Source organism: Prosthecobacter sp. (assembly GCF_044227185.1).
Classification (GTDB): domain Bacteria; phylum Verrucomicrobiota; class Verrucomicrobiia; order Verrucomicrobiales; family Verrucomicrobiaceae; genus Prosthecobacter.
In genome coordinates this window covers 19,362-44,577 of record NZ_JBGAFO010000011.1, presented here as the reverse complement: position 1 = coordinate 44,577, position 25,216 = coordinate 19,362, and the positions used below count along the sequence as shown (strand labels likewise).

Below are 25,216 nucleotides of genomic sequence, written 5' to 3'. Positions count from 1 at the left end.
AAGCTCAAGGTTTCCACACGAACTCGCGGTCATTGATCAGACTCCAGACGAGGTCTTCGTAAATCTCCCGCCAGGTGCTGCGCAGTCGTGGGTCAGGCGGCGGGCCTTGGCGGACGCGCTTTTCGACTTCGATCTGGATGGAGTTGGCTTCGGGACTCACGTGATTCAGCCACGTCACCTGTGGCAGCGGTTCGGCGGCTTTGGGCGTGGATTGCTCGGCGGCAGGGACGAGCCGCGTGGCGAAGCCCTCGCGCAGCGCGGGCAGGAAGGCATCGCGCTCCGCAGTGCGCGGCTTGCGGCTGAGGAAGCGCAGGAAGACTTCCTCGATGAGCGCTTCGGGTGACTTCGCCTGCACCGCGAGATCGGCCAGCTCGCTGCGCCATGAGGCGCGGGAGAGCGCTTGCACCAGCGTGCCATTCGCGAGGATGCCAGGCTGGAGAAGATTTGGGTCCGTAGGACGATCAAAGATGGGCATCTGCCGCGAGCCGTTCCAGCCAAAGGCCTCCAGCACGTCCACCGTTGTTTGCGCGTGAGGCAGGGCCAAGCTCGGGCGGTCGCGTTCATTGTTCAGACTGGCGAACATCCACGCGCGATGCGGCACGCCGAGCGTCTGCCTGCGGTCCAGCGCATGACGCCCATCGTGGACGAAGGTGATTTCCTCGGAGTCGATGGCCTTTCCTGCGGCGGTGTGCAGAGAGTCCACGACCTCTTCCGCCGTGAGCCGCCGCCGTCCCGGCGCGCTGAAAAAACGCTCGTTGGCAGACAGCGCGACGAGGTTGTTCGTCGTGGGTTCGCGCTGATAGGCGGCAGAGGTCACCATGAGCCGCAGCAGATGCCGGAGATCATAATCGTGGGCGACAAAATCAGCGGCCAGCCAGTCGAGCAGCTCAGGGTGGCTGGCATCGCGGCCTTCCCAGTCGTGGGCAGGCTCGACAAAGCCTGCGCCCATGAGCCGCTTCCATGTGCGGTTCACAAAGACACGCGCAAAGCGCCGGTTCTCCGGCGCGGTGACGAGCGCGGCAAAACGCTCCCGCGTGTCCTTAGGATCGTCCATCAGGCGGTCGATGCGGCTGCCATCCGCCGTGCCCGTGGCGGCGGCAAAGGGCCACTCGGGCGTGACAGGTTCATCGGGCTTGAGCGTGACTTTGATGAGAGACTCGCGGCCTTTCTTCTCGAAGAAACCGGCGGGCACACGGCTCGTGACGGGGACCGTCACCGTCTTGCGCGAGAGCATCGCCGCGAGCGAATAAAGATCGCGCTGCGTGGTGCTGTGGTAGGGCGAATCGTGGCAGCGCGCGCACTGCAATTCGACGCCCAGAAACGCGGAGGCGATGATGTGGCCCTTTGCGGCAAAGGGTGCGTCATTCTCCCCGGCGAGAGCGAATCCCGCGCTGCCGCCGCGCCCGACATCGCCGCGCATCATCATCAGCTCCGTGACCATGCGGTCGAGGCTTTTGCCATCGCGCAAGGCATCGAGCAGGAACCACCGAAACGGTCCGGTGCTGTTGAGTGAGGCATTGATGAGCGTCGGATTTTCCGCGAGAACATCGAGCCAGTCGGCCATCTGGTGCTCCGCACCGCGTGCGTCTGAGAGCAGGCGCTCGATCAGGCGCGTACGCTTGTCAGGCGCGGAGTCAGCGAGAAATGCACGCGCTTCCGCAGCCGTGGGCGGCAGGCCGATGAGATCGAGGCTGAGGCGGCGGAGAAAGGCCTCGTCGCTGGCGAGCGCTGACTTGGTGAGCTTCTCGGGCGCGACCGGCGTGGCGGGCCAGACAGCTCCATCGCGAATCCACGTCTCCAGCTTCTCGATCTGCGCCTTGCCCAGCGGTTCGCCAGACGGTGGCATGACGAGCGAATCGTCCTCAGAGCGCAGGCGCACGATCATCTCGCTGGCCTCCGGTTTGCCCGGCACGATCGAGGAAATCTCCGAATCGCCTCCGCGCACGGCTGCTGCACGCGAGGTCAGCTTCAGCCCGCCTTTGTCCTTCTCGCCGTGGCAGCGGAAGCACTTCTCCTGGAGGATGGGCAGGATGTCTTTTTGAAAAGCGCCCGCGTCACCCGTTGCTGCGGCGTTTGATGCGACGGCGGCGGCGATCTTTGCCTCGATGAAGGCATCAATGGGGTGCCCGCCTTTGGGTGGAGCAGGCGCGGGATTTTGCGCCACCCACTCGCGGGCGAGGTCGTGGCGCTTTTGCCAGAATGCATCGCGGGAGCGTGCCGCAGTCCGCCGATGTGTGTCATCCAGATCAGACAAGGCTTTCTCCATCTGCGCCAGCACAGGCTCCACGGCTGCATCGGTCAATGGCAGACCGGGTTTGCTGCCAGCGCCGAGAATGGAAAATGACTTGCCGTCCTCGGTCTCGATGGCCACGCACAGCTCGCCGGTTTCAGTGCGCTGGTTTTTGCCACCGACCACCACTTCCAGAACAATGCGACTTTTGCCTCCGCGAAGCTGCGCCGTTCCAAACACTTCCTGATGATGATAGTCCTTCACACGCAGGCCAGGCAGCGGAGGAGTCGCCAGCGGCGTGACGTCATCGTGTCCGTTGGGCGTGCTCCCATCGGCTGGTTTCGTCTCGGCGATCATCACGCCATCCACCCACAGCCGGGCCAGCGCACGGGCACGCAGCAGAAACCGCCGCGATCCTTCTGGCAGCGCCACATCTGCGGCCATGCGCAGCAGCAGCGGCGATTTCCACTCTGAGCGGATGCCCCAGTCATCGTAGCGCAGCGGTACACGCGGCAGCAGGAACGCATCGCTCATCCAGCGGTCCGTCTCCGCAGGCAGCTCGGCCTTGGCGGGCCAGCGGTTAAAGGCAGAGAGCCCCTCGCTGAACTGCACGAGCACCTTTCCATCAGCAACAGGCCCCAGCTTTGGCATCGCCGGTTTCTCAGGCAGCACCACCAGCGGGCCGCCCGTGCGACGGCAGTGTTTCGCGATCTCCGCATCGCTCAGAGCGCGGCGATGGATGGCCAGATCATCCAGAAAGCCCTGAAGGCTGTTCCCCGCGCTGCCGCCCAGCGATGAGCCGATCCAGACATCGTCATCATCCACCACGGGTGCCTTCGTGGTGGCTCCGTCCACGCTCCACACTCCGTCAGTGACCACTCCGTCGATCCATCCGCGCATGGTTTCCGGCCTGCCAAACTCGTAGGCCACCGCCACATGATGCCAGCCCGTTTTGACCTGAAAGGAGGCCGCTGAGTTCCAGAGATGCCAGGTGTTTCCACCGCCTGGAGCAGGGGCGCTGGCAAAAAGAAAACTCAGGTGAGCCAGCCCCTCGCTGCCGCCGATGACCCGCAGCGACCAGTTCTGATTGTTGCGCGCGAAATGCGGCGAGTTGGTCCGCCCCTTGCCGATCAGATAAACCGGCTGCCCGGGGCTGATCTTGTCCAGCTTCACCCACGTCTCCAGTGTGATGGCATCGCCGTTCGTGAAATCGAACGGGCTCTGCGCTCCCGTGTCCTTGATCTCATAGCGCGAGCCTTTCCCCTGCAATTGAATGGCCGTGTTGTCCGCCTCAAAGTCCGGAAAATCCGGCGGACGCGGCCCCGCCTGATCCCGCACCACCCCGCCCACCGCGATCAAGGGAGCCGACTCCTCTTGGCCAAAGTCGAGTTGCAGCACGGGGCTGGCATCGTTCGCGTGCAGCCCCATGCCTGAGGCGTGCCACAGGGCGGATAAGACCATCAGGGCTCTCAGATTCATGCTTTCTTTGCGCGAAGGGGTTGAATGACGTTGCGGTAGCTCTCACGCAGGAGCGTGATGTCCGTCTCGATGGCGAGGTGGGTGAAGCCGAGTGCTTGCAGCTCGGAGAAATCATCCGTCTGCCGGCAGAGCAGACCACAGGCCTTGCCAGCCTCCCGGGCTGCGGACGCGACCTCACGCAGACACGCGGCAAAGTCGAGACGGACGCGCTCTGGGTAGGACTGAAGCTGGAGTTTCAAATCCATCGGCCCGATGAAGAGCACATCCACCCCATCTACGGCGGCTATGGCCCGCGCGTTTTCCACGCCTTCGATGGTCTCGATCTGCGCATAGAAAACAGGCTGCGGCATTTCGCGATGGAGGCCGTAGCCATAGGCTCTCACCATGCCAGCCAAGCCGCGGTCGCCACGCGGTGGATAACGCATGGCACGCACACAGCTGGCCGCCTTCTCTGCGGTGGACACCATCGGCACCATGATGCCAGCCGCCCCCCAGTCCAGCGAACGCGCGATGAGTTCAGGATGCGGTGCGCCGACCCTGACGATGGCAGCGGCATGGCGAATCACCTGGATCTGTGAAAGCACCGCCGCCTCTGTGCCGCAGCCATGCTCAAGGTCGATGAGCAACCAGTCGAAGCCGCTCAAATCAGCGAGCTCGGCGACGATGGGAGAGCCGGTCTGCAGCCAGGTGCCGAGCTGGAGGTCAGAGCTGCGTGCTTCAGTTTGCATGAGGAATCGGGGAGATGTTGAAGAAGAATGGATGCTGGTGCGTAAAACCGTGCCCGACAGAGTTTGCGGCCCTTGCTTCTGTCGAGCACGTGAATTCTCGCGGGGCCTACTTTTCCATCACGAGCCGTCCGTCTTTCAGGATCGCCGGAGCAGCCGAGGCCGTCCAAAGGCCGTTCTCCTTCTTGATGTTTCTAGCCACCATCAGCCGGGGTTCACCACCGGGACCTTTCGGCAGGGCAAAAGCGCCGACAGAGATGTCAACTTCGTGATGCGTGACGAGTTTGAAGTCGCCGGGGGCGCACTGGTAGGTCCGCTCCTTGCTGTAGGTGCCCAGCCAGAAGAATCCGTGGGCAAAGGTGATGGTCTGAATGCCATACGTCGTTTGACCGGGAACCTTGATCTTATCAACGGCCACGAATTCGGGCGTGAACTTGTGGACCCAGTTGAAAGGCTGCATGCTGTCCTTCGGCTTGCCCTCTCCGACGTAGAAGAAGCCGTCCGCATAGGTGATGCCGTCGATTCCGCCCTCAAAGGGGAAGTTGATCGTAAACTCCCCCGCAGGCCGAAGGTCGTCACACGAATAGACGTTGATGAAGACTCCGTGCCTTTCCTTCGTCCGGTTCTGCGTCGCCACATAGACTTTGCCGTTGTGAACACAGCAGTCGCCATGATGCGGATCGACAGCCCGCTGAGCAACCACGCGCCCGGTAAAGTCCGTCTTGACGAGATTGGTGAACATCGACCAGTAGATGAACGAGCCATCGGCATCGAAGCCCTGAAGATGCCCGCTTGCTTCGGCCTGGCAGGTGATGGGTTGTGCCGCGAAGGTGGGGAGAGCACCGGTCACGAGCACGAGGAGAGCATAAAGGAAGGACTTCATTCTTGTGGTTTTCCAATCAAACACGTTCTGTTCATTCGCAGATCAACGCACGGCGTGCGTCATCTGGGTCTCATGGCGCGGCATGAACGCTCTGCAGCAGCTCCAGGGCTTTTGCGGTGATCTTGACGGACGCCTCGCGTTCGACGCGATTGGTGCCGAGCCAGGTTTCGTAGCCGCCGAGGTCGTGCTGACGCGGCGTGGGGAGATAACCGTTCGCACCTGAGGCAAGTTCGATGGTGAAGGTGTCCTTGAAGGGGCTCTTCGCTTTGATTTCGAGGCCAGTTTCGGTGAAGACCTCGAAGGGAATGGACGTGATGCCGAGATCGCCAATGCGGAAAGCCTGAAGGTAAGCCTGGATCGTGTCGGGCTTGGCTCTCTTCACATCCATCACACGCTCGGCGTAGGGCTGTTCGAGGCGGTGCACGGGCGTGGCGTCTTTCGGCTTGGCGAGCACCCCTTCGGCCCACTTGACCATCTCCGGAGTCGGGCGGCGCACGGCGAGCTCCAGATCGCTGGCGGCGGCTTGCAGCGGCACCCAGTCTTGATGCTTGAGTGTCTGGCGCACACGCAGCACCTCCTGCGCAAGGTCGCCAGCGACGGCTTTGATCTTTTCATACGGCTTGTAATTCACGGCGGGCGTCTTGCCGCTGTAGTCGTTGCTGTTCACGTCACCGCAGGGACCGTTGGCAAGGAGACCGACGCACGGTGCTCCGAGAGACTGCTCGATGCGGCGGCAGAACTCGCCGAAATAATCCGCCGACAAATCTTCGCGTGGCACGCCGCCGACATAGTGCAGCCAGTAGTTGGCCAGCAGCGCGATCTGGTCTCCATCGGGGGTCTGCAGCGAGAGGCAGTAGACCTCGGGGTTCGTCGGGCCGGCGGGGCCTTCCAGGCGCGGAATGAGCATGCTGCTCGGATTCATCACAGCGCGGTCTTGTCCGCCAAACGGATTGGGATTCGTGACGCCCTCCTTCAGAATCCAGCGGCGGTTGCCGACCCACTGCGGCAGTTTGCCCGTGCCCCAGGCGATGCGGGCAGGCTCCAGGTTGTTCAGCGCGCGCTTCACGCCATCCACCACACGGGAGATGACGAGGCTGCGGTAGTCGAAGCCTGCCTCTTTGTTGTTGATGGCCGACACACTAGAGTGTGTGTGGGTGGCGGAGAACATCATGTGAGAGGCCGGGATCCCCGTGTCGGCCTCCAGCTTCTTCTTGGCTTCGTCCCAGACATCGCGTGACAAATGAAGATTGTCCACCACGGCAAAGACGAGCTTCGTCTTGCCATCATCAAGCGCCAGACAGCGCACATGCAGCTCATCGTGCACGTGCTTTGAGATGGGCTGCGGCGCAAAGTTGCCCACGATCGTCATGCCGATCGGCGGCGTGATGTTGCTGGTGGCGGCACCGGCTTTGAAGACTTTGTCCTGCGCCGAGGTGAAGATGGGCAGAAGGGCGAGGCAGAAGAGGAGCGTGTTTTTCATGGTTGAGTTAATGCGTTCATGGCTTGTCGATGACCATCCCGGTCTTTTCATCGGGACGGGCGATGACGACGCTGGCCTGATTGGCCTTGGTTTTGCCATCGTCGCCTTTGATGGCTGTGTTTTGGGCCATGAGGAAGCGGCCGCCGCTGATGGGTGCGATGCCGACGGAGGCGTTGAAATCCCATCTGCCGGTGAACTGGAATTTTTCATCTGCGCGCAGCAGCACCGCAGGCTTGCCATAGCAGCCAAACCACCACGCGCCATTGGCATAGGCCACCGTCTGGATGCCCATGAGCGTGTAGCCGCTGGCGAGCACGTGGCGTTTCTGAAAGCGGAAATTTTCGTCGTATTCGTAGAGGTAGTTTTCGTTCACGCCGGGTGGCAGCCCGCCGATGACGATGAACTTCCCGTTGTGATACTCCATGCCGCCCGCGCCGTGCACCAACTCGGGCAGGCGATGCTTCGCCAACTCGGTGAGGGTGTCGGCATCATAGACATAGACCCAGGAGTCCGCCGCACCGGCTGGCTGGTTGAATTTACCGAGGTTCGTCGCCACATAGACGCGGCCATCGTGATAGCAGAGATCTCCGTGATGATTGGCCACAGGCACTTTCTTGAGCACGTGGCCGTTGGCGTCGGTCTTCACCAGCGCATCGGTCCAGCACCAGTAGATGCTGTCCTTGCCATCGGTGCAGATGCCCTGGAGATGGCGCGGGTAGGAGCCCTCGCAGGCCGTGGCATGAAAGTCATCAGCGGCACGAAGGCCGTGCAGGCCGAAAAGAACGGAAATAAAAAGGAGAAGCCTCAGGTACATGGTCATTGGTTGGCGGCGTCGAAGCGCGGCGGATTGGGTTTCAAATACGGACTCAAGGCTTCGAAGCGGAAATCAATCTCCGCGATCTCGTCGGGCGTGAGCGCCAGCTCGGTGAAGATGGGTTTGTCCGGGATGCTGCGCCCGGGGCCGTACTGGCGGGAGATCATGTTTTTGAAAACACCGCGCTTCTTCCACAGATGGAGCTGGAAGCCGCGCAGATCGCCGCCGGGGAGATGCTGGCCCAGGTTGAAGAGCAGCAGCAGTTTTGCGTGGATGTCGCGCACCGTGTCGGCGTCTTTGCCGCTGTCCATGAGCTGCCAGAGCCGCGTGAGCACATCCGCATACACCGCACGCTCTGTGATGAGCCCCTCGGTGCCAAGGTGGGACTCGAAGAGCCAGCCATGCGCTCCACGGGCGCTGAAGACGCGGCGGATCACCGGTTTCGCCGCGCACAGTTCGCGTGTGCGAGCGATGATCGGCGCGGCCTCTTCCTTGATGTAGCCGAAGTGTGAAAACTCCTTGGCTAGCTCGATCATGAGCTTCACGGACGGCACCGGCCCTTTGTAAGCCACGCCACCTGTCGTTTGAAAAATGACGGGCCGCTGCGCCACCTCTGCCAGAGCACGCCAGTACTGCCGCAGATCCTCCTCCGTGCGTCCCGAGTCTGGCGGACGTGAGATGATGGCTGCAGGCGCGAGCTTTTCAGCATGACGTGCATACACGAGCATCTCCGCTGTATCTTTGCCCTGCACGCCGAGGCACAGCGCTGATGTCTTGAAGCTGCGCGAAGTCTCCGCCAGCACCTCCATGCCTCGCAGTTTCTCCTCCATCGTCAGCAGGTCCACGCTGTCGCCGGACTGCGGCCAGATCATGCCAGGACATCCGCCCCAGTCCACGAACCGCGCCTGATTCGCCAGCACCGCATAGTCCACCGCACCGCTTTCCGTGAAGGGTGTCGAGAGAATCGGAAACGGTCCGCGCACTCGCGGGTCGGCATCGGCGGCGTGCAGGCGCGTTTCATTCCAAAGCACCGCGGCACCGGAGAGCGCAGTGCCGAGGAGCTGCCGCCGGGAAAGAGGATGGGCTGATGGCTTCATTTACCGGCCTTGGTGGTTTCTGGCGCAGGCCACAGATCGTTGAAGGCCTTCACGGTTTCATCCACCAGCGCCTGGCCGCCTTCGGGGCCGACCCGGCTGCTTTGGATGATGGCACTGTAGCTGCCTCCGGCCACGGCGCGGGGTGTCGGCAGGTAGCCGCCTGAGCCGGTCAGCTGAATGAGAAAGGTCTGCACCGCAGGGCTGCGGGCCTTCATCTGCACGCCGTAGTCGGTGAAGAGTTCAAACTCATTGGTGGCGATGGCCACATCTCCGAGGCGCAGGGCATGCAGCTCCATCTGGAAGACACCTGCCTTCCCGGATTTCTCTACTTCGTAGCGGTCCACCACGCCCTGATTCCAAAGGTACTTCCACTGCTCCTTGGGGTCGTCTTTGTATTGCTCGACGGCCTTCTGCGCATCGGCCAGCTCCTTCTCCGTCACTTTGCGCCAGGGGAGGTCAATCTTCTTCGTCTGGTGCTGCAGCACCGCGCCGGTCACCGGCTCCAGTTTGGCGCCTTCATACGCCTCCTCCCAGCCACGCACGACACGCCGGGCGACTTCTTCCAGCCGTGTGAGGCCGCGCAGACGGCGCATGCGCTCATCCGCCGCCTTGCCATACATCGGGCGCGGCACCTGGTCTCCTCCGGCTCCGGTCCAGGCGAGGATGTGGAGATCCTTGCCATGACGCTCGCGCAGCTGGCGGCGCACCGGATCCCAGAAGTCGGCGTGGATCACTTTGAGCCCTTCGACTTCCTGCGAAGGGCATGGGACGTTCACCGCCGTGGCGATCAGCGTGTCATTGAGATCCCAGAAGAACAGCACTTCGAGATTGTGATCCTCATATCCTTCGATGCCGCGAAACTCGGGCACGTTGGTGGGGCCATACATTTTCGCGGTTCCATCCGCGTAGGTCGCACGGCGGTTCTGAGCGATCACCGCCTGTCCCTGTCCCCAGCCTGCTTTGGCGGGCTTGCGCTGCTCCCAGCTTTGCGCCGCAGCCGCCACGATGCGCTCCACCAAGAAGTCGGTGTATTCCATGGGCAGCATCACATTTTTGCCGAGCAGGCTGTAGCGATCCCCCTTCATCGTCACCGGCGCGGTGTGAGTGTGCGTGGCATTGAGGACGAGCTTGTTGAGATCAAATCCAGGCAGCTTGTCCTTGGCCCTCTCGCGCACCAGCTCCATGAGCCCCTCGCGGATGGCCACGATGTCACAGGAAATCATGATGGCCTGATCCAGCACCCGGTCTCCCTCGCGCGACTCCAATCCCAGTGCGGTGGCATAGATGTGTGTCTCTGGTTTTTCAGAGATGCGCACATGCATTTGTCCATCCAGCGCCACGGGGCGGTCTGGTGTGATGTCCACCGTGGCCGCGCCCACATGAAGGTCTGAGGCGGAGGCAGCAGCGGCAAAGCTGACGATGCAAAGAGAGGACAGGAAAAGACGCATTGGGGTAATACCCCGCATCGGCAAGATTTTTGTCATCGTTTTTGCTTCGCGGCCGATACCACAATCTGCAGCGGCTCCAATAGACACGATAAGCATCATCAACACGGCGCGTAGAGTCATGTCTCCTCATGACCAGCCGTCACGATCTTGTCTGCTCGCTGCTCAAAAAATCATTGCTCATCATGAATCAAGCCCCTGCATCGACTCCACTTACACGTCGTTCTATGATCACAAAGTCAGGGGCGGCGCTGCTGTCCGGCTTGTGCGGGCCGTCCATCTTCGGAGCGGAGAGTCAGAAGCCGCTGCCCGAGGGGTGGCATCTGCGGATGGGCCAGGCCCAGACACCGGCGGAAGCCATCGCCGAGCTGGAGGCTTTCAAGAAAGCCACCCCTGATCTGGCGAGCTGGGAGAAGCGCAAGGCAGCCATTCGTCGCGGCATCCTCGAAGGAGCACGGCTGGCAAATCCACCGGAAAAGCCGCCGCTGGACCCTGTGTACTCCAACAAGCGGACCTACGAGGGCTACACGGCGGAGAGCGTGTACATCCGCAGCTGGCCCGGCTTCTACATCACCGGCACGCTGTATCGGCCTCTCGACATGAAGCCGCCGTATGCAGGCATCGTGTCCGCACACGGGCATGGTGGCCGCTTCCTCCCATCGCGCCAGACCCGCTGTGCGGTGCTGGCCCGCATGGGCGCTGTGGTGTTCCACTATGACATGGTAGGTTATGGTGACTCAAAAAAGGCCGGCTGGGATCATGGCAAAGTGCCTGAGATTCAGCGTTTGATCATGTGGAACTGCATTCGCGCCCTGGATTTCGTCTCGTCCATCGAAGGGGTCGATCCCAAGCGCATCGGCATGACCGGCAACTCCGGCGGCGCCACGCAGACGTTCCTCACCTCCGCCCTGGATGAGCGCATCGCCGTGGCGGTGCCGAGCTGCCAGGTGTCCGCGCATTTCTTTGGCGGCTGCCCGTGTGAAAGCGGCATGCCGATTCATTGGGGGCCGAACCACAAGACGAACAACGCCGAGATCGCTGCGATGACCGCGCCGCGGCCTCAGCTCGTCATTTCGAATGGCGCAGACTACACCCAGCACACGCCGGAGGTGGAGTTCCGCTACATCCAGCACATCTACAGCCTCTACGGAGCCGAGGACAAGGTCGTGAACGCTCATTTCCCGCTGGAGGGGCACGACTATGGGCCGAGCAAGCGGCTGGCCGCCTATCCGTTTTTCATCCGTCACCTCGGACTCAACAGCCTGCGCGCCTGGGCCAAGGAAGAGCAGATCAACGAAACCTTTGCCAAGGTGGAGACCGAGGAAGAGATGCTCGTCTTCAATGCCGCCAACCCCTGGCCGAAAGACTCCGTGGCACCCAACTCCCCACTGCCCTTCTGATGCGCCTCTTTCTCTCCCTAATCATCGTCGCCGCTTTTTTCATCGGCCTGGCTCATGCGGAAGTCACCCGCATCGAGATTACAGGACGCTCGCCATTTGCAGCGGGCAAGGTTTTTGGCGCCGTGGGCGCTTATGAGCGCATTGAAGGGCGGATGTATTTTGAAACAGACCCGCGCAACGCGGCCAACGAACGCATCAGCGACCTCCGGCGGGCGCCGCGCAACGCCGGTGGGCGCGTGGAGAGCTGGGCGGACTTCTTCCTGCTGAAACCGACCGACGCATCGAAGGGCAACTGCGTGCTGCTCTATGACGTGAACAATCGCGGCAACATGCTCGCCCTTTGGACCTTCAATGATGGCGAGCGCACGAATGATCCGAAGTCCGAGTCGCATGCGGGCCATGGCTTTCTCATGAAGCACGGCTTTTCCGTGCTGTGGTGTGGCTGGAACGGCGAGGTGCAGGCCGATGACACACGGCGTCTGCTCTGCGGACTGCCGGTGGCCACCGAGGACGGCCGGACGATCACCGGGCGGGCGCATCTGGAGATCAGCACCACGGAAAAAGTCTTCAGCCGGGCCTTTTCATGGAGCCCCTGGGGTATCGGCGCGGCGTTTCCGTCCGTGAGCCTCGACAACACGGACGCGACGCTCACGATGCGCCCGCAGCGCGATGCTGAAGGCGTCGAGATTCCACATGGCGAGTGGGCGTTTGGTCGCATGGAGGAGGGCAGGCTCATCCCGGATGCCACGCATGTTTATGTGAAAGCCGGTCTGCGCCCCGGCTGGCTCTACGATCTCGTTTACACAGCGAAGGAGCCTCGGGTGACCGGACTCGGTCTCACGGCTCTGCGAGACTGCGTGGCGTTTTTTCGCCATGGGGCGGCGAAGGAAAATCCGCTGGCGGGCGCGGTGCAAAAAGCCTGCGTGTTCGGCATCTCCCAGTCGGGCCGCGTCATTCATCACTTCCTTTATGAGGGGCTGAACACCGACGAGCAGGGACGCGCGGTCTTCGACGGCGCTTTGATCCATGTTGCAGGCTCCGGAAAGGGCATGTTCAATCATCGCTTTCGCATGAGCACGGAGTTTGGCACGCAGCACGAAGGGCATCTTTCCGGCAGCGAATTCTTCCCGCTCGCCCCGCTACCGCAGACGGACCCCATCACGGGCGCATCGGGCGACTCGCTGGCCCGTTCCCGAAAGTCCGGCCACACGCCGCGTCTGCTTTTCACGCAAACCTCCACCGAGTACTGGAGCCGCTCCGCCTCGCTGCTGCACACCGATGTTGAGGGGAAAAGTGATCTCACGCTGCCCGACGATGTGCGCGTGTATCTCGTGGCCGGAGCGCAGCACCTCGGCAAGAGCGACGGCACCCCAGGCATCTGCCAGCAGCCGCGCAACACGCTTGATGATCGTGGCCCCGTCCTGCGGGCGATGCTGCTGCACCTCGTCGATTGGGTGAAGCATGGCAAAACACCGCCGCCAAGCCGTCATCCGCGCATGGAAGATCACACATTGGTGAGCTTCGATGCATGGAAGTCGCAGTTCCCCAAGATCCCGGGCTGCCAACTGCCCACGCAGGCCTATCAGCCTCCAAGGCTTGATTTCGGACTGCGTTTTCACAGCGAAGGCATCGCCGACATCATCCCGCCCAAAGTCGGGAAACCGTTTCGCACGCTGCTGCCCGCCGTGAATGCCGATGGCAATGAAACGAGCGGCATCGTGCTTCCGGAGGTCGCCGTGCCGCGCGGCACCTACACCGGCTGGAACCTCCGCTCGCCACAGGCGGGCGCTGAAACGATGCTCTCGCCGCTCGATGGCATGTTCATCCCCTTTGCCAAAACCAAAGCCGAACGCGAAAAGACCGGCGATCCGCGTCTCTCGCTCGAAGAACGCTACCCGACACGAGAAGCCTACCTTGCCCGAATCGAGAAAGCGGCAAAGAAGCTTCAGGAAGAGGGCTTTTTGCTGGAGGAGGACGTGGCGAGGATCATTGAACGTGCCTCAGCCCCGTAGCCATCTTGTTGCTTTCAGATACAACTTAGAGGATTTAAAATTATTTCGTGTCCTACAAATCCTGGGCGGCAAACGCGGTTCTCCCTCTCCCCGCCCATAAAAAACGACAACCAACCCATTTTCTCTTCGGGGAGAGGGCTGGGGTGAGGGGAAGCCCGGCGGCTTCGCAGGCATACGGCGCGGCCCCCTCACCCTAACCTCTCCCCCAATTATATGCTGGGCGATATCTCGCCCTCGCGGGGGAGAGGGGATTCGCTTTTAAGCGCGCCTCGCCATGTGTGAGAAGTAAGGCTATGAAATAATTCAAAATGCTCTACACCCGGCGCAGCGGCTGGGAAAAGATCATGTCCACAATCGGGATGGGCGTACGCATGGCGGGAGCTGTATTGGCGAAGGCAGGGCCGCGCAGGGCTTTCTGGTCATGGAGCAGTGAGATGTCATGCACGCTCATGCCGCGCAGCAGGTCCGCAGTGAGAGGCTGGCCGCGCTGATGGGTCTCGGGATAAGCGAAGGCCTCCACACGTACAAAAGCCGCTTCGATCCGGCCGCTGCCATCTCGTTTGAGCGGAAACTCCGCTTGCGCGCCATCCACGATGCTGGCGATGCCTTGATCCGTGATGAAGCGGATCTGCAGCTTGGGGCGTTTGGCGTCGTTGCCAGCCACGGCCACGTGCAGGGTGTCGTTTTGCACCACGATACGGCTGAAGCAAAAACCGCTGCGATCATACGGCACCACCACTTCCCCCGCCTCGCTGGCTGCGAGCGAGGCCACGGAGCCAAAGAACGTTCCCTGGCGATACGCACGCAGTGCGGCGGATTCGCGCTTGGCAGCGGGCATGGCGTCGAGCTTTGGCACGAGCAGCACATTCCGGCCACGGCCGTAAGTGTTGTGGTCTTTGACAAAGAAGCCCCAGCAGCGCCGTCCTGTGCGCAGGATCTCATCCCAGAGCTGGTAGAAGTGCAGATTGGGCTCGCCGCTGTCGTCATAGAAGCCACGGCTGGAGCCAAAGCCGGAGGTCAGTTGGTTCCACACCTCAATGCCGAGCACCCGGGGATCAAAGTCCAGCATCGGCAGATAGTCCGCCAGCTTTCCGGTGGGATGATTCAGCGTCATGCCTCCGCCATCGGCGTATTGCAGCTTGTTGAAGGCTTCACGGAAGACATCCCTCCATGGCCGGTTCGTGCCCTGCATGAGGCGGTACTGCGTCACGGACATGGCGGCGGCATCAAAATCGAGCCTGGCATCAATGCTTTCCCTCGTGGCACGCAGATAAATCGTGTGGCTGCCGGACGGGAGTTTGCGATCCTGCACCGGCCCTTTGTCCGCGAAGCCATTGCGAAAATCGCACTCATTCGCTCCTTCGAGACTGAGCGTGGCTATTGCTTTGACATCTTTGGCGGCGAGCCGCAGGTCCAGCCGGTAAACACCCAGCCAGGGCTTTTGTGCATCGAACACACTCAGGTTTTCAAAGCGGTGCAACACAGGCGCTGCCGCACATTTTGCAGCGCTCACCGAACCGCCGTAGCCCGTGGCGAGCAGGCTCCCCAGCGCATTGGCATGCAGGCCCGTGTCCGTGTAGGAATGATGCTCCGCATTGGGCGCGGCGATGAGTTGCGGATGCTTCGCCGTATACTCGGCAGGCAGCGGATAGGTCGGCGCGGAGGGGTAGTAATTGCTAAAGGCAAAATGGCCATAGCCCATGCCGAGGAAGCCATCGCGCGAGGCATCATTCTGCCCCTGATGCTGGTGTGACATCGAGTGCACGCAATCCCAGGTGTCCCAATCCACCGCCGCATACGGATTGTCCAGCTCACGACCCGTGCCCGCGCTCCACGAGGTGGCGGGCATGGCGGCGAGAGTGGCGAGGAGCTTGCGGCGGTTCATCCAAGCAAGTCGGCAGCGACGCTGCAATCCTTTCACCTGTCATCGGTGCCAATACGTCTGAAGAATGCGGCGCAGGGAGTCGTATTGCATCACTACGACATGAATCCCGCTCCGAGCTCCTCACGCCGACATTTTCTCAAAACCACCGCCGCTGCGGTGACTGCTTTCAACATCGTCCCCCGGCATGTTCTGGGCGGGCCACGCTTTGTGCCGCCGAGCGAGAAGGTGAACGTGGCCATCATCGGCACCGGCGGGCAGGGCCGCACCAATGTGCGCAATCTCCTGCCGCTTGACGATTGCCAGATCATCGCCGTGGCCGATCCGGCGGAGTCGTTCAGCCTTGAAAACTTTTACTTCAAGGGCATGGGCGGCCGCCTGCCGGTGAAGGCGGAGATCGAGAAGCATTATGCGCAAAAGACGCCCAACTTCCGCTGCGCGGACTATGTGGACTTCCGCGAGATGCTGGAGAAGGAGAAATCCATCGACGCCGTGCTCATTGCAACGCCGGATCATCTGCATGCCTACTGCTCGGTGATCGCCATGCGGGCAGGGAAGCACGTTTATTGTGAGAAGCCGCTCACGCACAACATCTGGGAGGCACGCCATGTGGCCAAAGTGGCGGCCGAAACAGGCGTGGCCACGCAGCTTGGCAGCCAGGGGCATTCCTCTCTCGGCACACGCGAGACCATCGAATACATCCAGGACGGCGCGATCGGCGCGGTGAAGGAGATCCATGTCTGGGTGGGCGCAAAGCGCTGGAATCCCACGCTCACCGGAAAGCCCACCGACACACCGCCAGTGCCTGCGGGCCTGAACTGGGACCTGTGGCTTGGCCCGCGTCAGGAGCGGCCGTTTCACCCGGCCTACTTCCCGGTCGCCTGGCGTGACTTCTGGGACTTTGGCTGCACGGGCATCGGCGACTTCGCCTGCCACGACATGAACACCGCCGTGCGCGCCTTTGATCTGCCGGTGCCATCACGCATCGAGGCACACGCAGCCGGTTTGATGACGAGCGACATCGCTGGGCATGGCGCGCTTATTTATTACACATTCCCCGCTGCGGGCTCGCGGCCCGAGATCCGCATGACCTGGTATGACGGCGGCATGATGCCGCCAACGCCCGAGGCGCTGGGAGGTTTCCCATTGCCAAAACGCGGCTGTCTTTTCATCGGCGAAAAGGGTGTGATCCAGTGCGATGGCGGCGGCGGACCTCCCCGTCTCTTCCCCGAAAAACGCCGCGTGGAATACCAGAAACCCGCGCCACGACTGAAACGCTCCAACGGCCACCACCGCGACTGGATCGATGCTTGCAAAGGCGGCGAACCCGCGACGAGTCCCTTCGCCTACGCGGCTCATCTCACGGAGATCGCCCTGCTGGGCGTGCTCTCGCTGCGCGCGCAAAAGCCCATCGAGTGGGATGCCGTAGCGATGAAGGCCAAAGGCCTGCCTGCCGCAGACGCCTTCATCAAAGAACAGTACCGCAAAGGCTGGGAGATCGTCTAAGCCATGAGCGAACACATTGCCTTCACGGCCCTCACCGCATCCGACCGCGAACCCATCGCACGCCTGCTGCACCGGGCGCTGGTTCATTGGTATGAGAGCCGCCTCGGCCAGGGTTCACGCTTTGGCGGTAGCCACGAGCCCTTCACGCTCTTTCCTGACGTCTATGAGGCGCTCGATCCCGGCGAATGCGTCACCGCACGCACGGCCAGCGGCGAGATCGTCGGCGTGTGCTTTTCGCACGAGCGTGAAACGCATGTCTCCGTGGGCATCGTCGCCACCTCGCCAGACGCAGGCGGGCGTGGGATCGCGAAGAGGATGATGTCGCTCGTCTTGGACAAGGCGAAACGCCTGGGCAAGCCCGCCCGGCTTGTTTCGAGCCTGCTGAACCTCGACTCATTCTCGCTCTACACGCGGCTCGGATTCGTCCCGGGGTCCATGTATCAAGATTTGCTCATCACCGTTCCCGAAACCGGCCTGGCAGCCACCGCGCCTGCGGGCATCGAGCATGTGCGTGATGCCGTCCTGGCCGATGCGCCGCGCATCGCCGACTTCGAGCACGCCCAGCAGGGCATTCGTCGCGAAAAGGACTTCGCCTTTTTCATCCGTAACGAGGTCGGCGCCTGGCGTGTGCTCATTTCCGAGGCCGCGAATGGCTCCGTAAACGGTTTCCTCGCCATGAGCGTACACCCCTCGTTCACCATGATCGGTCCGGGTGTCGCCATCGATGAGACAACCGCCATCGCCTTGCTCTGGCGAGCGCTCGACAGCCTGCGGGGTCAAACGCTCGTCTTCCTCGCCCCCTGTGCAGCCTCCGAACTCGTGCGCGCCGCTTACTCCTGGGGAGCCCGCAACGTGGAGCTGCACGTTGCGCAATCCACCGCTCCCGCCGCTGGTGCGAAAGGCATCGTCTTTCCGACCTTCATGCCGGAGACCGCGTGAGATTATGGCAGCGCATTGAGCCAGGAGACACAGGTGCATGGCCACCTTTCCGCCACTGATCTCATCCGCACACTTACGGCCTTATCGCCCAGGCTGCGTCACCAGCAGTCGTGAATTTTCTCAACTGGCTGCACGTTCGCACCAGACCGCTCCGGGCCAGCCGATGTTCCCCGCGTCAACTGCGAGAGGATCGATATGTCTTGGGTGATGAATCGAACATCCTTTTGAAGTGCTGGCCGAAGCGGGAGACGTCGTTGTAGCCGACACGTTTCGCGATTCGGGAGATGGGAAGCTGAGTGGTGCGGAGGAGTTCGGCGGCTTTTTCGAGGCGGAGCTTTTGCAGGTAAGCCTGGAAGCTGAGACCGTGGCGCTGACGGAAGAGGCGGCTGAGGTTGCCGGGGCTGGTGAAGGCGATCTTGTTTGCCACGTCAGTGAGCTTAAGCGGGCAATGCAAACGGAAGGGCAGATGCGCTGTGGTGCGTTGCAAAGGATCACCGTGGGGATCAGCGGCGGTTTGCTTGCGTTCGGCGAGTCGGAACCAGACGGCCTCGACATGATTGCGGGCGGCGTCTTCAGCGGCGGCGGGATCGCCGAGCGCAATGGTTTCGACGAGGTGCTCGTGTTCGTCGGCCAGCACGCGGGCGTCGGGAAAGTAGTCGTCGAAACCCTGTTTATGGAAGGCTTGCAAACTGTCCCAGATGGTGCGCCAGGTTTCGCGGAGCCAGGGCACGGCGGCGAGCTGGATGATGGTGTCGTGCAGTTCGAAGTCGGCGCGACGAAACGAGGCGTAGTCGCGTTCGCGCACGGAGCGGGTGACGCGCTTGAGGATGGTGCGCAGTTGCTTGAGCGCATCCGGTGAAGCGGCGGCATTCGTGGCGGCATGGCGCGCTGCGAAACCTTCCAGCACGGAGCGAAGTTCGGAAAGTTTGCGGAGTTCGGCGAGGGTCATGTGGGGTGATGTGTATGCGAAATCAGGCCTGCGAGTATGCGGCACACGGCAAAGGCGGATGGATTTTGGCACTTTAGTTGAAACAAATCACCGGGAGGCGTTTGATCGTCAATCAGGACGGCATTTATGCCAAATCAAACACAGAACCGCAACCACCCATGATCATTCCCGACAAAGTTCCTTTTGGTGTCATCGCGCCGATGACGACACCTTTCACCGCCGATGGCGAACTGAACGCCAAAGCCATCCGCAGCCAGGTGGATTTCCTCGTGCGAGAGCGGGCGGACAGCCTCGCCGTGGGCGGTTCCACGGGTGAGGGTCAGACACTGGACCCCGATGAACTCCGCGCCTGCGTGAGCGAGACACGCGCCGCGCTGCCGGCGGGCATGCCGCTCGTCGCCAGCACGATTTGTGACAGCACGCGGCAGGCGATTCGCGCGATCAAAGCCATCGCGGGCCTCGGCGTGGACGCCATCCAGCTCACGCCGGTGCATTACCTCTTCCGCCCGGACGACGAGATGATGATCGAGCACTTCCGCGTCATCCACGAGGAGACCGGCATGCCGCTCATCATCTACAATGTGGTGCATTGGTGCTATCTCTCGCCGGAGCTGACCGTGCGACTGATGAACGAAGTGCCGGGCGTGATGGGCATCAAGCAAAGCGCGGGCGACCTGAAGCTATTCGCCGATCTCATGATCAACGCGCCGAAGGATCGTAAAATCTACAGCGCAGTCGATGCGCTGATGTATCCGTCCTTCTGCCTCGGCGCGCCGGGTGTCATCGCCGCCACGCCCTCCGGCATCCCTCGCGCCACCGCCCTGCTGCGCGATGCCGTGGCCAAGGGCGATCACACCAATGCGTTGCGACTGCACGAAGCCATCCTGCGTTTCTGGAATGCCACCGACCACTACAACCTGCCCGCCTGCATCCGCTACGCGCAATCGTTGCAAGGCGTGGACGCCGGCTTCCCGCGCATGCCGATGCGTCCCGCCACCGATGCGCAGAAGGCGAAGATCAAGCCCGCGCTCGAAGCGGTGCTGAAGCTCGCGGACTCCCTCGGCTAACTCCACCTGCATCGCGGCATGTTCCCCACCGTCGGCATCTTCTTCATCATCGCGTTTCTGGCGCTGGCGTTCGCCTCGCGCCGGTTGTGCCCGATGAAGGGCCAGGGCTTCACGTTTGTGGTGCTCGCGACGGGAGGTGCGGCGATGACTTTTCCGGCGGCGTTCGTGTCTTGGGGCGGCTTTGAGTTGAAGACCGCCATCACACCGCTCGTGCAGGTGATCCTGCTCGGCATGGGGCTCACGCTCACGCTTGACGACTTCCGCCGCGTGGTCACGATGCCGCGCGGAGTCATCCTCTGCTGCGCGCTGCATTACACCATCATGCCGCTCGCCGGATGGGGCTTCGCGCATTTGTTTGGATTGCAGGGTGCGGCGGCGACGGGCCTCATCCTCATCGGCTCGGTCCCGAGTGGCACGTCGTCGAATGTCATCTCGCTGCTCGCCCGCGTGAATGTGCCGCTCTCCGTCACGGTCACGGCGGTGTCCACGCTGCTCTCGCCACTCATCACGCCCTTCGCGATGAAGCTGCTCGCGGGCACGGAGGCGCCCATCGATGCCTGGGCAATGATGATTTCCATTTTTAAAATGATCATCACGCCGCTCGCGGCAGGGCTCGTGATGCAGCGGCTGCTTCCCGGCGTGGCGCGGCGTTTGGCGGGCGTGCTGCCTTACATCGCGATGTTCGCCATCTGCGCCATCATTGGCGTCACCATCGCGCTCTCGCATGAGCAACTGCTCACCGTGGGCCTCGCGATCTTCGCCGCCTCGGCGTGCCACAATGCGACCGGCTATGTGCTCGGCTATTGGGGCGGACGGCTGGCGGGCTTGAATCAAACCGACGCCCGCACCTGCGCCCTGGAAGTCGGCATTCAAAACGGCGGCATGGCCACCGGCCTCGCCTTCAACGTCCTGCACAGTCCCGCCGCTGCGCTCGCCGCAGCCGTGTTCGGTCCCTGGAGCGCCATCAGCAGCTCCGCGCTCGCCTCGTGGTGGCGGCGGCCAGCCTGTTCACCCTCCGTAATTCATCCTTCAGAAACTTTGCCCCCATGATTCCTCCGCGTCTTTTTTCCATCTGCGCACTGATCTTCCTCACCTGCCACCTTCACGCCGCCATGCCGTCGGTGGTGAACTTTTCACCCGGCGTGGAAGCCGAAGACGGCGCTCGCACCTGGCAGGGCATTCCCGGCATTGAGCGCGCGCCGAACGGGCGGCTCTGGTCGATTTGGTATAGCGGAGCCTTGAGCGAGGGGTTGCCGGGCAATTACTGCGTCGTCGCCTCCAGTGGTGATGATGGGATGACGTGGTCGACGCCGTTGCTGCTGATCAAGGGGCCGACACCGCAGTCCTCGACTTTCGATCCGGTGCCGTGGCTCGATCCCAAGGGCCGCCTGTGGCTGTTCTACGTCCAGACCACGCGTGATTCGGACGGAAAGACGAAGGCTTACGGCACTTACGCGATCCGCACGGATTCTCCGGATGAAACCGCGCCGAAATGGTCCGAGCCGTTTCTCGTCTTCAGCGGCGGTCGCATGTTTGGCAAACCGATCCTCGGCGCGAGCGGCGAGTGGCTTGCGCCCATCTACGTGGATGGCAAGCCAGCTGAGAAAGAAACGGGGGTGTTGAGCAGCACGAACGAAGGCGCTTCGTGGGAATTTTCTGGCGGCACGTGCGTGCCGAAGGACCAGCGCAACTTCAGCGAGCACACTCTGGCCCGAAGAAAGAACGGCGACCTGTGGATGGTCATCCGCACGATGGCGGGCCTCGGCGAAAGCACCTCCACCGATGGAGGCCGCACCTGGACCGATCCGATTCCTTTTCGCGACGGCCCCAACACACGGGCCCATGTCCGTCGGCTCGCTTCAGGAGCCTTTTTGCTCGTGTATCACGATCTCGGTGAGAGCGACAAATTTCAACTCGGCCCCAAAGGCAGGCCGATGTATCCGCGCTCGCAAATCGCGGTGTGGCTCTCCGATGACGAAGGCCGGACCTGGCCGCACAAGCTGCTCCTCGACGCCCGCGAGTGCTCCTATCCCGATGCGACGCAAGCGGCGGACGGGCGTATCTACATCGCCTATGATAGCTGGCGCTATGGCTGCCGCCCCGGCCTTTTCCGCTACGATCCCGGCGCGGGGCCGGGCAAAGAGATCGCGCTGGCGGTCATCCGCGAGGAAGACATCCGTGCTGGCAAAATCGTGTCGCCCGGCTCATGGCTGCATCAGGTCGTCAACCGCGCCACCGGCTGCGGCAACACCGTCGAGTTGAAGAAAGACGATGAACGGAAGATGCGAGAAGAAGTGAACAAGTCGCTGCCCAAGGGCAAAACGTCGCCGATACAATAACGCTGATCCAAAACAAATCCGATGAAACACCTCGCCATCCTCTGCACCCTGATCGCGCCCTGGGTGCAACTTCGGGCCGTTGATGTCAGCCCTGCCAGCACACCGGCAGTTCCGAATCTCACTCCCGGGCCCAACTATGCGGATAACGCACGCCTGTTCCAAGGTGTGGCAGGCATCGAGCGCGCGGCGAATGGGCGACTGTGGGCGACGTGGTATGGTGGTGGCGTCACCGAAGACCGGCAGAATTACATCCTGCTCTCCACGAGCAACGATGACGGCAAGACATGGCAGCGTGTGATGGTGCTCGATCCAGACGGCGACGGGCCGGTACGGGCATTTGATCCGTGCTTGTGGCACGATCCCGACGGCAAGCTCTGGCTGTTTTGGACGCAGGAAGCAACCCTGCCAAAAGGCCGCGACACCAGTGGCTTCGTCACGTTTGCCATCACAACGACTGACTCGGACAAAGCCGACGCCAAATGGTCCGCACCACGGCAGATCGCGAAGGGCGTGATGATGAACAAGCCCACGGTGGCGAAAGATGGCCGGTGGTTGCTGCCGATGGCTGCCTGGGCTGCGGAGGCCAGCGCACGGGTGATCGTTTCCACGGATCGTGGCGCGACCTTTACCGAACTGGGCGCAGCCCGCATCGCAGATCGGAAATCGCGCAATGCCGATGAGCACATGATCGTGGAGCGCAAGGATGGATCGCTGTGGATGCTGGTGCGCGGGAAATTCCCCCCGGCTCAAAAAGACTACACCGGCATCGGCGAAAGCATCTCCACCGACGGCGGCAGGACATGGTCCGACGTAACGGCCACGACGATTCCGCATTCAGGCACGCGCTTTTTCATTCGCAAGCTGGCCAGCGGGCGGCTGCTGCTCGTGCGGCAAAACCCGCCGGGCGGAAAGAAGGACCGCTCGCACTTGAGCGCGTTCCTTTCCGAGGACGGCGGACGCACCTGGAAGGGCGGCCTGCTGCTGGATGAACGTCTCCGCGTATCCTATCCCGACGGCGCGCAGGCTTCCGACGGCTCCGTTTACCTCATCTACGATCACGAGCGCGGCGGCCCCGACAGCGCCAAGGAAATCCTCATGGCCGTGATCACGGAAGCCGATGTGCTCGCGGGCAAACTCGTCTCGCCCCACAGCCGGCTGCGCGTCCTGGTGAACAAGGCCACCGGTGTGAAGCCAAAGCAGCCTGTCACCACACAGACCTGGCTGCTGGATTCGGTGGATGCTCGCGTCAAGGTGTCGGGCAAAACGAGGGTGGCGAGCGGCGTTCACGGAAAGTCGTTGGCGCTGGACGGCAGCTCGGTCATCGAGCTGAAGGAAAGTGCGGCGCTCAATGCGGGCACGGCGGGCTTCACTTTTTCCGTGTGGTTCAATCCGTATGCGCCCACAAGCGGCCAGCAGGTCATCGCGGGCAAGGCGCGCTACTCGTCGAACGAGCGGCAATGGACGCTCACATTGGAGCCGAACGGCACGCTGAAAGCGTTCATCCAGCAAACGGGCTGGAGCACGATCAGCGACAAGGAGCCGCTGCGGGCCGGTCACTGGCATCTCGCGACACTCAGCGTGGGCGCGGACAAGGCGGCGCTGTATTTGAATGGCAGACACGTTGGTGAAGCGGCACTGAAGAAGCCGGTGCCAGCAACGCAGGCACCCATCACGCTCGGTGGCATCATGGATGCCGGCGTTTTGAAGCAGACTTTTTCCGGTGCGGTCAATGAAGCGCGGTTCGAACCGCAGGTGCTTTCAGCGGAGGAAGTTGCGGCGAGCTATCGGCCAGTCAGCGCCACGCATGAATTGCCGAAACCGCTGGTGTCGGACACGCCGCTGTGGGACGAACGCGTGCCGCTGCCGAAGGCGGCGGATTTGCCCGTGCTGGAGGGCGTAGAGTTTCATGTGCTCAAAAAGCAGCGGCCCGATACGGACGGTGCAAACTGGACGCTCGGTGTCGGCCTCGCCTGGCACCAAGGAAAGCTTTACGCCTCGTATGGCTTCAACAAAGGCGACGAAAACACGGAGACCGAGGAAGCGCATGTGCGCGTGAGCGACGACGGCGGCAAGACCTGGGGCGCACCGGTCGTGATGGATCACGGCGAGGGAAATCTCGGCGTCAGCCATGGCGTCTTCCTCTCGCACGGAGACAAGCTGTGGGCCTTCATGGGCGCGTTTTATGACAGCTTTCAGCGCACGCATACCCGCGCTTATCTGCGCGATGAAAAGACGGGCCAGTGGCAGGCGAAGGGCGTGGTGCTCAACGATGGATTCTGGCCGATGCAAGAGCCGCAGAAGATGGGCGACGGCAATTGGATCATGTCCGGTGCCCGAGTCGCGAAGGGCTATGATTTCAGCGGCGATCCGCCGGCCGTGGCGATCAGTCATGGCGATGACTTCACGAAGTGGGACCTCGTCGTCCTGCCACTCGACCACCGTCTGCGGAACGTCTGGGGCGAGTCCACCGTCATCGTGAAGGGCAGCCACATCACCAACATCTCGCGCTATGGCGGCAAGGCGCTCGCGCTCATCTCCACGAGCGACGACTTCGGCCGCACCTGGAGCACGATGCTTCCCTCGAACCTGCCCATGGCGACCAGCAAGCCCTACGCGGGGACCTTGAGCACCGGCCAGCGCTACCTCGTCTGCACCACCACCGCCGACACCGGCGGCAAGCGCTCGCCCTTGACCATCGCGGTGAGCAAGCCGGGCGAGCAGGTCTTCAGCAAAGTCTTCGTCATCCGCCGCTCCATCTTCCCCGAAGGCCCCGGCGTCTCCCACGAGCGCGCCGACTTCAGCTACCCCTACGCCATCGAGCACGATGGCAAGCTCTACGTCGGCTACACACACAAAAGCCACGCGGCGAACGAACTCGCCATCATCCCGGTTTCCAAGCTGCGTATCGCGCCGTGAAGCGCGCGGTTCTTTCCCTTGGCTGAAGCTCCCCCACGAACCGGAGCCAGTCG

General features: G+C 62.3%; 17 protein-coding genes. 8 read left to right on the top strand and 9 right to left on the bottom strand.

From position 1 onward, the window contains the following. Window positions 1-4: 4 nt before the first annotated feature. The 7 genes from ACILSQ_RS23265 to ACILSQ_RS23235 form a co-directional block, all read right to left on the bottom strand. Window positions 5-3,709 (bottom strand): DUF1553 domain-containing protein, encoded by a 3,705-nt coding sequence (locus ACILSQ_RS23265; RefSeq protein WP_395746068.1) that lies wholly within the window; start codon window positions 3,707-3,709, stop codon window positions 5-7. Next, a complete protein-coding gene (locus ACILSQ_RS23260) occupies window positions 3,706-4,437 on the bottom strand; it encodes an HpcH/HpaI aldolase/citrate lyase family protein (RefSeq protein WP_395746067.1) in 732 nt (243 codons plus the stop codon). The genes ACILSQ_RS23265 and ACILSQ_RS23260 overlap by 4 nt, the downstream gene beginning before the upstream one ends. A gap of 106 nt (window positions 4,438-4,543) precedes the next feature. Then, window positions 4,544-5,317, bottom strand: coding sequence for a hypothetical protein (locus ACILSQ_RS23255; RefSeq protein ID WP_395746066.1), 774 nt, complete (start codon window positions 5,315-5,317; stop codon window positions 4,544-4,546). A 70-nt stretch (window positions 5,318-5,387) separates the two neighbouring features. Further along, window positions 5,388-6,797 (bottom strand): hypothetical protein, encoded by a 1,410-nt coding sequence (locus ACILSQ_RS23250; RefSeq protein ID WP_395746065.1) that lies wholly within the window; start codon window positions 6,795-6,797, stop codon window positions 5,388-5,390. Window positions 6,798-6,813: 16 nt separating this feature from the next. Further along, window positions 6,814-7,611: a hypothetical protein gene (locus tag ACILSQ_RS23245; protein WP_395746064.1), complete on the bottom strand. Its 798-nt coding sequence runs from the start codon at window positions 7,609-7,611 to the stop codon at window positions 6,814-6,816. A 2-nt stretch (window positions 7,612-7,613) separates the two neighbouring features. Continuing rightward, window positions 7,614-8,708, bottom strand: a complete 1,095-nt coding sequence (locus ACILSQ_RS23240) for a dihydrodipicolinate synthase family protein (RefSeq protein ID WP_395746063.1) — start codon at window positions 8,706-8,708, stop codon at window positions 7,614-7,616. Next, the gene (locus tag ACILSQ_RS23235) at window positions 8,705-10,156 is read right to left on the bottom strand and encodes a hypothetical protein (RefSeq protein ID WP_395746062.1); all 1,452 of its coding nucleotides are present in this window, start codon (window positions 10,154-10,156) and stop codon (window positions 8,705-8,707) included. The genes ACILSQ_RS23240 and ACILSQ_RS23235 overlap by 4 nt, the downstream gene beginning before the upstream one ends. A gap of 224 nt (window positions 10,157-10,380) precedes the next feature. Here ACILSQ_RS23235 and ACILSQ_RS23230 point away from each other — a divergent pair, with 224 nt between their 5' ends. Together ACILSQ_RS23230 and ACILSQ_RS23225 are read left to right on the top strand one after the other, a co-directional pair. Continuing rightward, window positions 10,381-11,553, top strand: a complete 1,173-nt coding sequence (locus ACILSQ_RS23230) for an alpha/beta hydrolase family protein (RefSeq protein WP_395746061.1) — start codon at window positions 10,381-10,383, stop codon at window positions 11,551-11,553. Beyond that, on the top strand, window positions 11,553-13,565 hold the full coding sequence (locus ACILSQ_RS23225) for an alpha/beta hydrolase domain-containing protein (RefSeq protein ID WP_395746060.1): 2,013 nt from the start codon (window positions 11,553-11,555) through the stop codon (window positions 13,563-13,565). The genes ACILSQ_RS23230 and ACILSQ_RS23225 overlap by 1 nt, the downstream gene beginning before the upstream one ends. A gap of 313 nt (window positions 13,566-13,878) precedes the next feature. Here the strand turns inward: ACILSQ_RS23225 and ACILSQ_RS23220 are convergent, their stop codons facing one another. Continuing rightward, window positions 13,879-15,450, bottom strand: coding sequence for a hypothetical protein (locus ACILSQ_RS23220; protein ID WP_395746059.1), 1,572 nt, complete (start codon window positions 15,448-15,450; stop codon window positions 13,879-13,881). 99 nt (window positions 15,451-15,549) lie between these two features. Here ACILSQ_RS23220 and ACILSQ_RS23215 point away from each other — a divergent pair, with 99 nt between their 5' ends. Beyond that, complete coding sequence (locus ACILSQ_RS23215) at window positions 15,550-16,953, top strand: Gfo/Idh/MocA family protein (protein ID WP_395746058.1); 1,404 nt, start codon at window positions 15,550-15,552, stop codon at window positions 16,951-16,953. Window positions 16,954-16,956: 3 nt separating this feature from the next. Next, a complete protein-coding gene (locus tag ACILSQ_RS23210) occupies window positions 16,957-17,892 on the top strand; it encodes a GNAT family N-acetyltransferase (RefSeq protein ID WP_395746057.1) in 936 nt (311 codons plus the stop codon). Between the two features lie 175 nt (window positions 17,893-18,067). Here the strand turns inward: ACILSQ_RS23210 and ACILSQ_RS23205 are convergent, their stop codons facing one another. Then, window positions 18,068-18,841, bottom strand: a complete 774-nt coding sequence (locus ACILSQ_RS23205; protein ID WP_395746056.1) for a helix-turn-helix domain-containing protein — start codon at window positions 18,839-18,841, stop codon at window positions 18,068-18,070. Between the two features lie 158 nt (window positions 18,842-18,999). Here ACILSQ_RS23205 and ACILSQ_RS23200 point away from each other — a divergent pair, with 158 nt between their 5' ends. The 4 genes from ACILSQ_RS23200 to ACILSQ_RS23185 are packed head-to-tail and all read left to right on the top strand — an operon-like array spanning window position 19,000 to window position 25,163. Next, window positions 19,000-19,908, top strand: coding sequence for a dihydrodipicolinate synthase family protein (locus ACILSQ_RS23200; protein WP_395746055.1), 909 nt, complete (start codon window positions 19,000-19,002; stop codon window positions 19,906-19,908). Window positions 19,909-19,926: 18 nt separating this feature from the next. Then, window positions 19,927-20,958, top strand: coding sequence for a bile acid:sodium symporter family protein (locus ACILSQ_RS23195; protein ID WP_395746054.1), 1,032 nt, complete (start codon window positions 19,927-19,929; stop codon window positions 20,956-20,958). Next, entirely contained in the window at window positions 20,955-22,247 is a 1,293-nt protein-coding gene (locus ACILSQ_RS23190) for a sialidase family protein (RefSeq protein WP_395746053.1), read from the top strand. Before ACILSQ_RS23195 ends, ACILSQ_RS23190 begins: the two co-directional genes overlap by 4 nt. Window positions 22,248-22,268: 21 nt before the next feature. Then, window positions 22,269-25,163, top strand: a complete 2,895-nt coding sequence (locus tag ACILSQ_RS23185; protein WP_395746052.1) for an exo-alpha-sialidase — start codon at window positions 22,269-22,271, stop codon at window positions 25,161-25,163. Window positions 25,164-25,216: the final 53 nt, after the last annotated feature.

Bases quoted from the DNA above. Each gene is read 5' to 3' on its own strand.
- ACILSQ_RS23255 (WP_395746066.1), bottom strand. From the start codon at position 5,317: ATGAAGTCCTTCCTTTATGCTCTCCTCGTGCTCGTGACCGGTGCTCTC.
- ACILSQ_RS23190 (WP_395746053.1), top strand. From the start codon at position 20,955: ATGATTCCTCCGCGTCTTTTTTCCATCTGCGCACTGATCTTCCTCACC.
- ACILSQ_RS23185 (WP_395746052.1), top strand. From the start codon at position 22,269: ATGAAACACCTCGCCATCCTCTGCACCCTGATCGCGCCCTGGGTGCAA.
- ACILSQ_RS23210 (WP_395746057.1), top strand. From the start codon at position 16,957: ATGAGCGAACACATTGCCTTCACGGCCCTCACCGCATCCGACCGCGAA.
- ACILSQ_RS23220 (WP_395746059.1), bottom strand. From the start codon at position 15,450: ATGAACCGCCGCAAGCTCCTCGCCACTCTCGCCGCCATGCCCGCCACC.
- ACILSQ_RS23195 (WP_395746054.1), top strand. From the start codon at position 19,927: ATGTTCCCCACCGTCGGCATCTTCTTCATCATCGCGTTTCTGGCGCTG.
- ACILSQ_RS23200 (WP_395746055.1), top strand. From the start codon at position 19,000: ATGATCATTCCCGACAAAGTTCCTTTTGGTGTCATCGCGCCGATGACG.
- ACILSQ_RS23245 (WP_395746064.1), bottom strand. From the start codon at position 7,611: ATGTACCTGAGGCTTCTCCTTTTTATTTCCGTTCTTTTCGGCCTGCAC.
- ACILSQ_RS23230 (WP_395746061.1), top strand. From the start codon at position 10,381: ATGATCACAAAGTCAGGGGCGGCGCTGCTGTCCGGCTTGTGCGGGCCG.
- ACILSQ_RS23225 (WP_395746060.1), top strand. From the start codon at position 11,553: ATGCGCCTCTTTCTCTCCCTAATCATCGTCGCCGCTTTTTTCATCGGC.
- ACILSQ_RS23265 (WP_395746068.1), bottom strand. From the start codon at position 3,709: ATGAATCTGAGAGCCCTGATGGTCTTATCCGCCCTGTGGCACGCCTCA.
- ACILSQ_RS23250 (WP_395746065.1), bottom strand. From the start codon at position 6,797: ATGAAAAACACGCTCCTCTTCTGCCTCGCCCTTCTGCCCATCTTCACC.
- ACILSQ_RS23215 (WP_395746058.1), top strand. From the start codon at position 15,550: ATGAATCCCGCTCCGAGCTCCTCACGCCGACATTTTCTCAAAACCACC.
- ACILSQ_RS23205 (WP_395746056.1), bottom strand. From the start codon at position 18,841: ATGACCCTCGCCGAACTCCGCAAACTTTCCGAACTTCGCTCCGTGCTG.
- ACILSQ_RS23235 (WP_395746062.1), bottom strand. From the start codon at position 10,156: ATGCGTCTTTTCCTGTCCTCTCTTTGCATCGTCAGCTTTGCCGCTGCT.
- ACILSQ_RS23240 (WP_395746063.1), bottom strand. From the start codon at position 8,708: ATGAAGCCATCAGCCCATCCTCTTTCCCGGCGGCAGCTCCTCGGCACT.
- ACILSQ_RS23260 (WP_395746067.1), bottom strand. From the start codon at position 4,437: ATGCAAACTGAAGCACGCAGCTCTGACCTCCAGCTCGGCACCTGGCTG.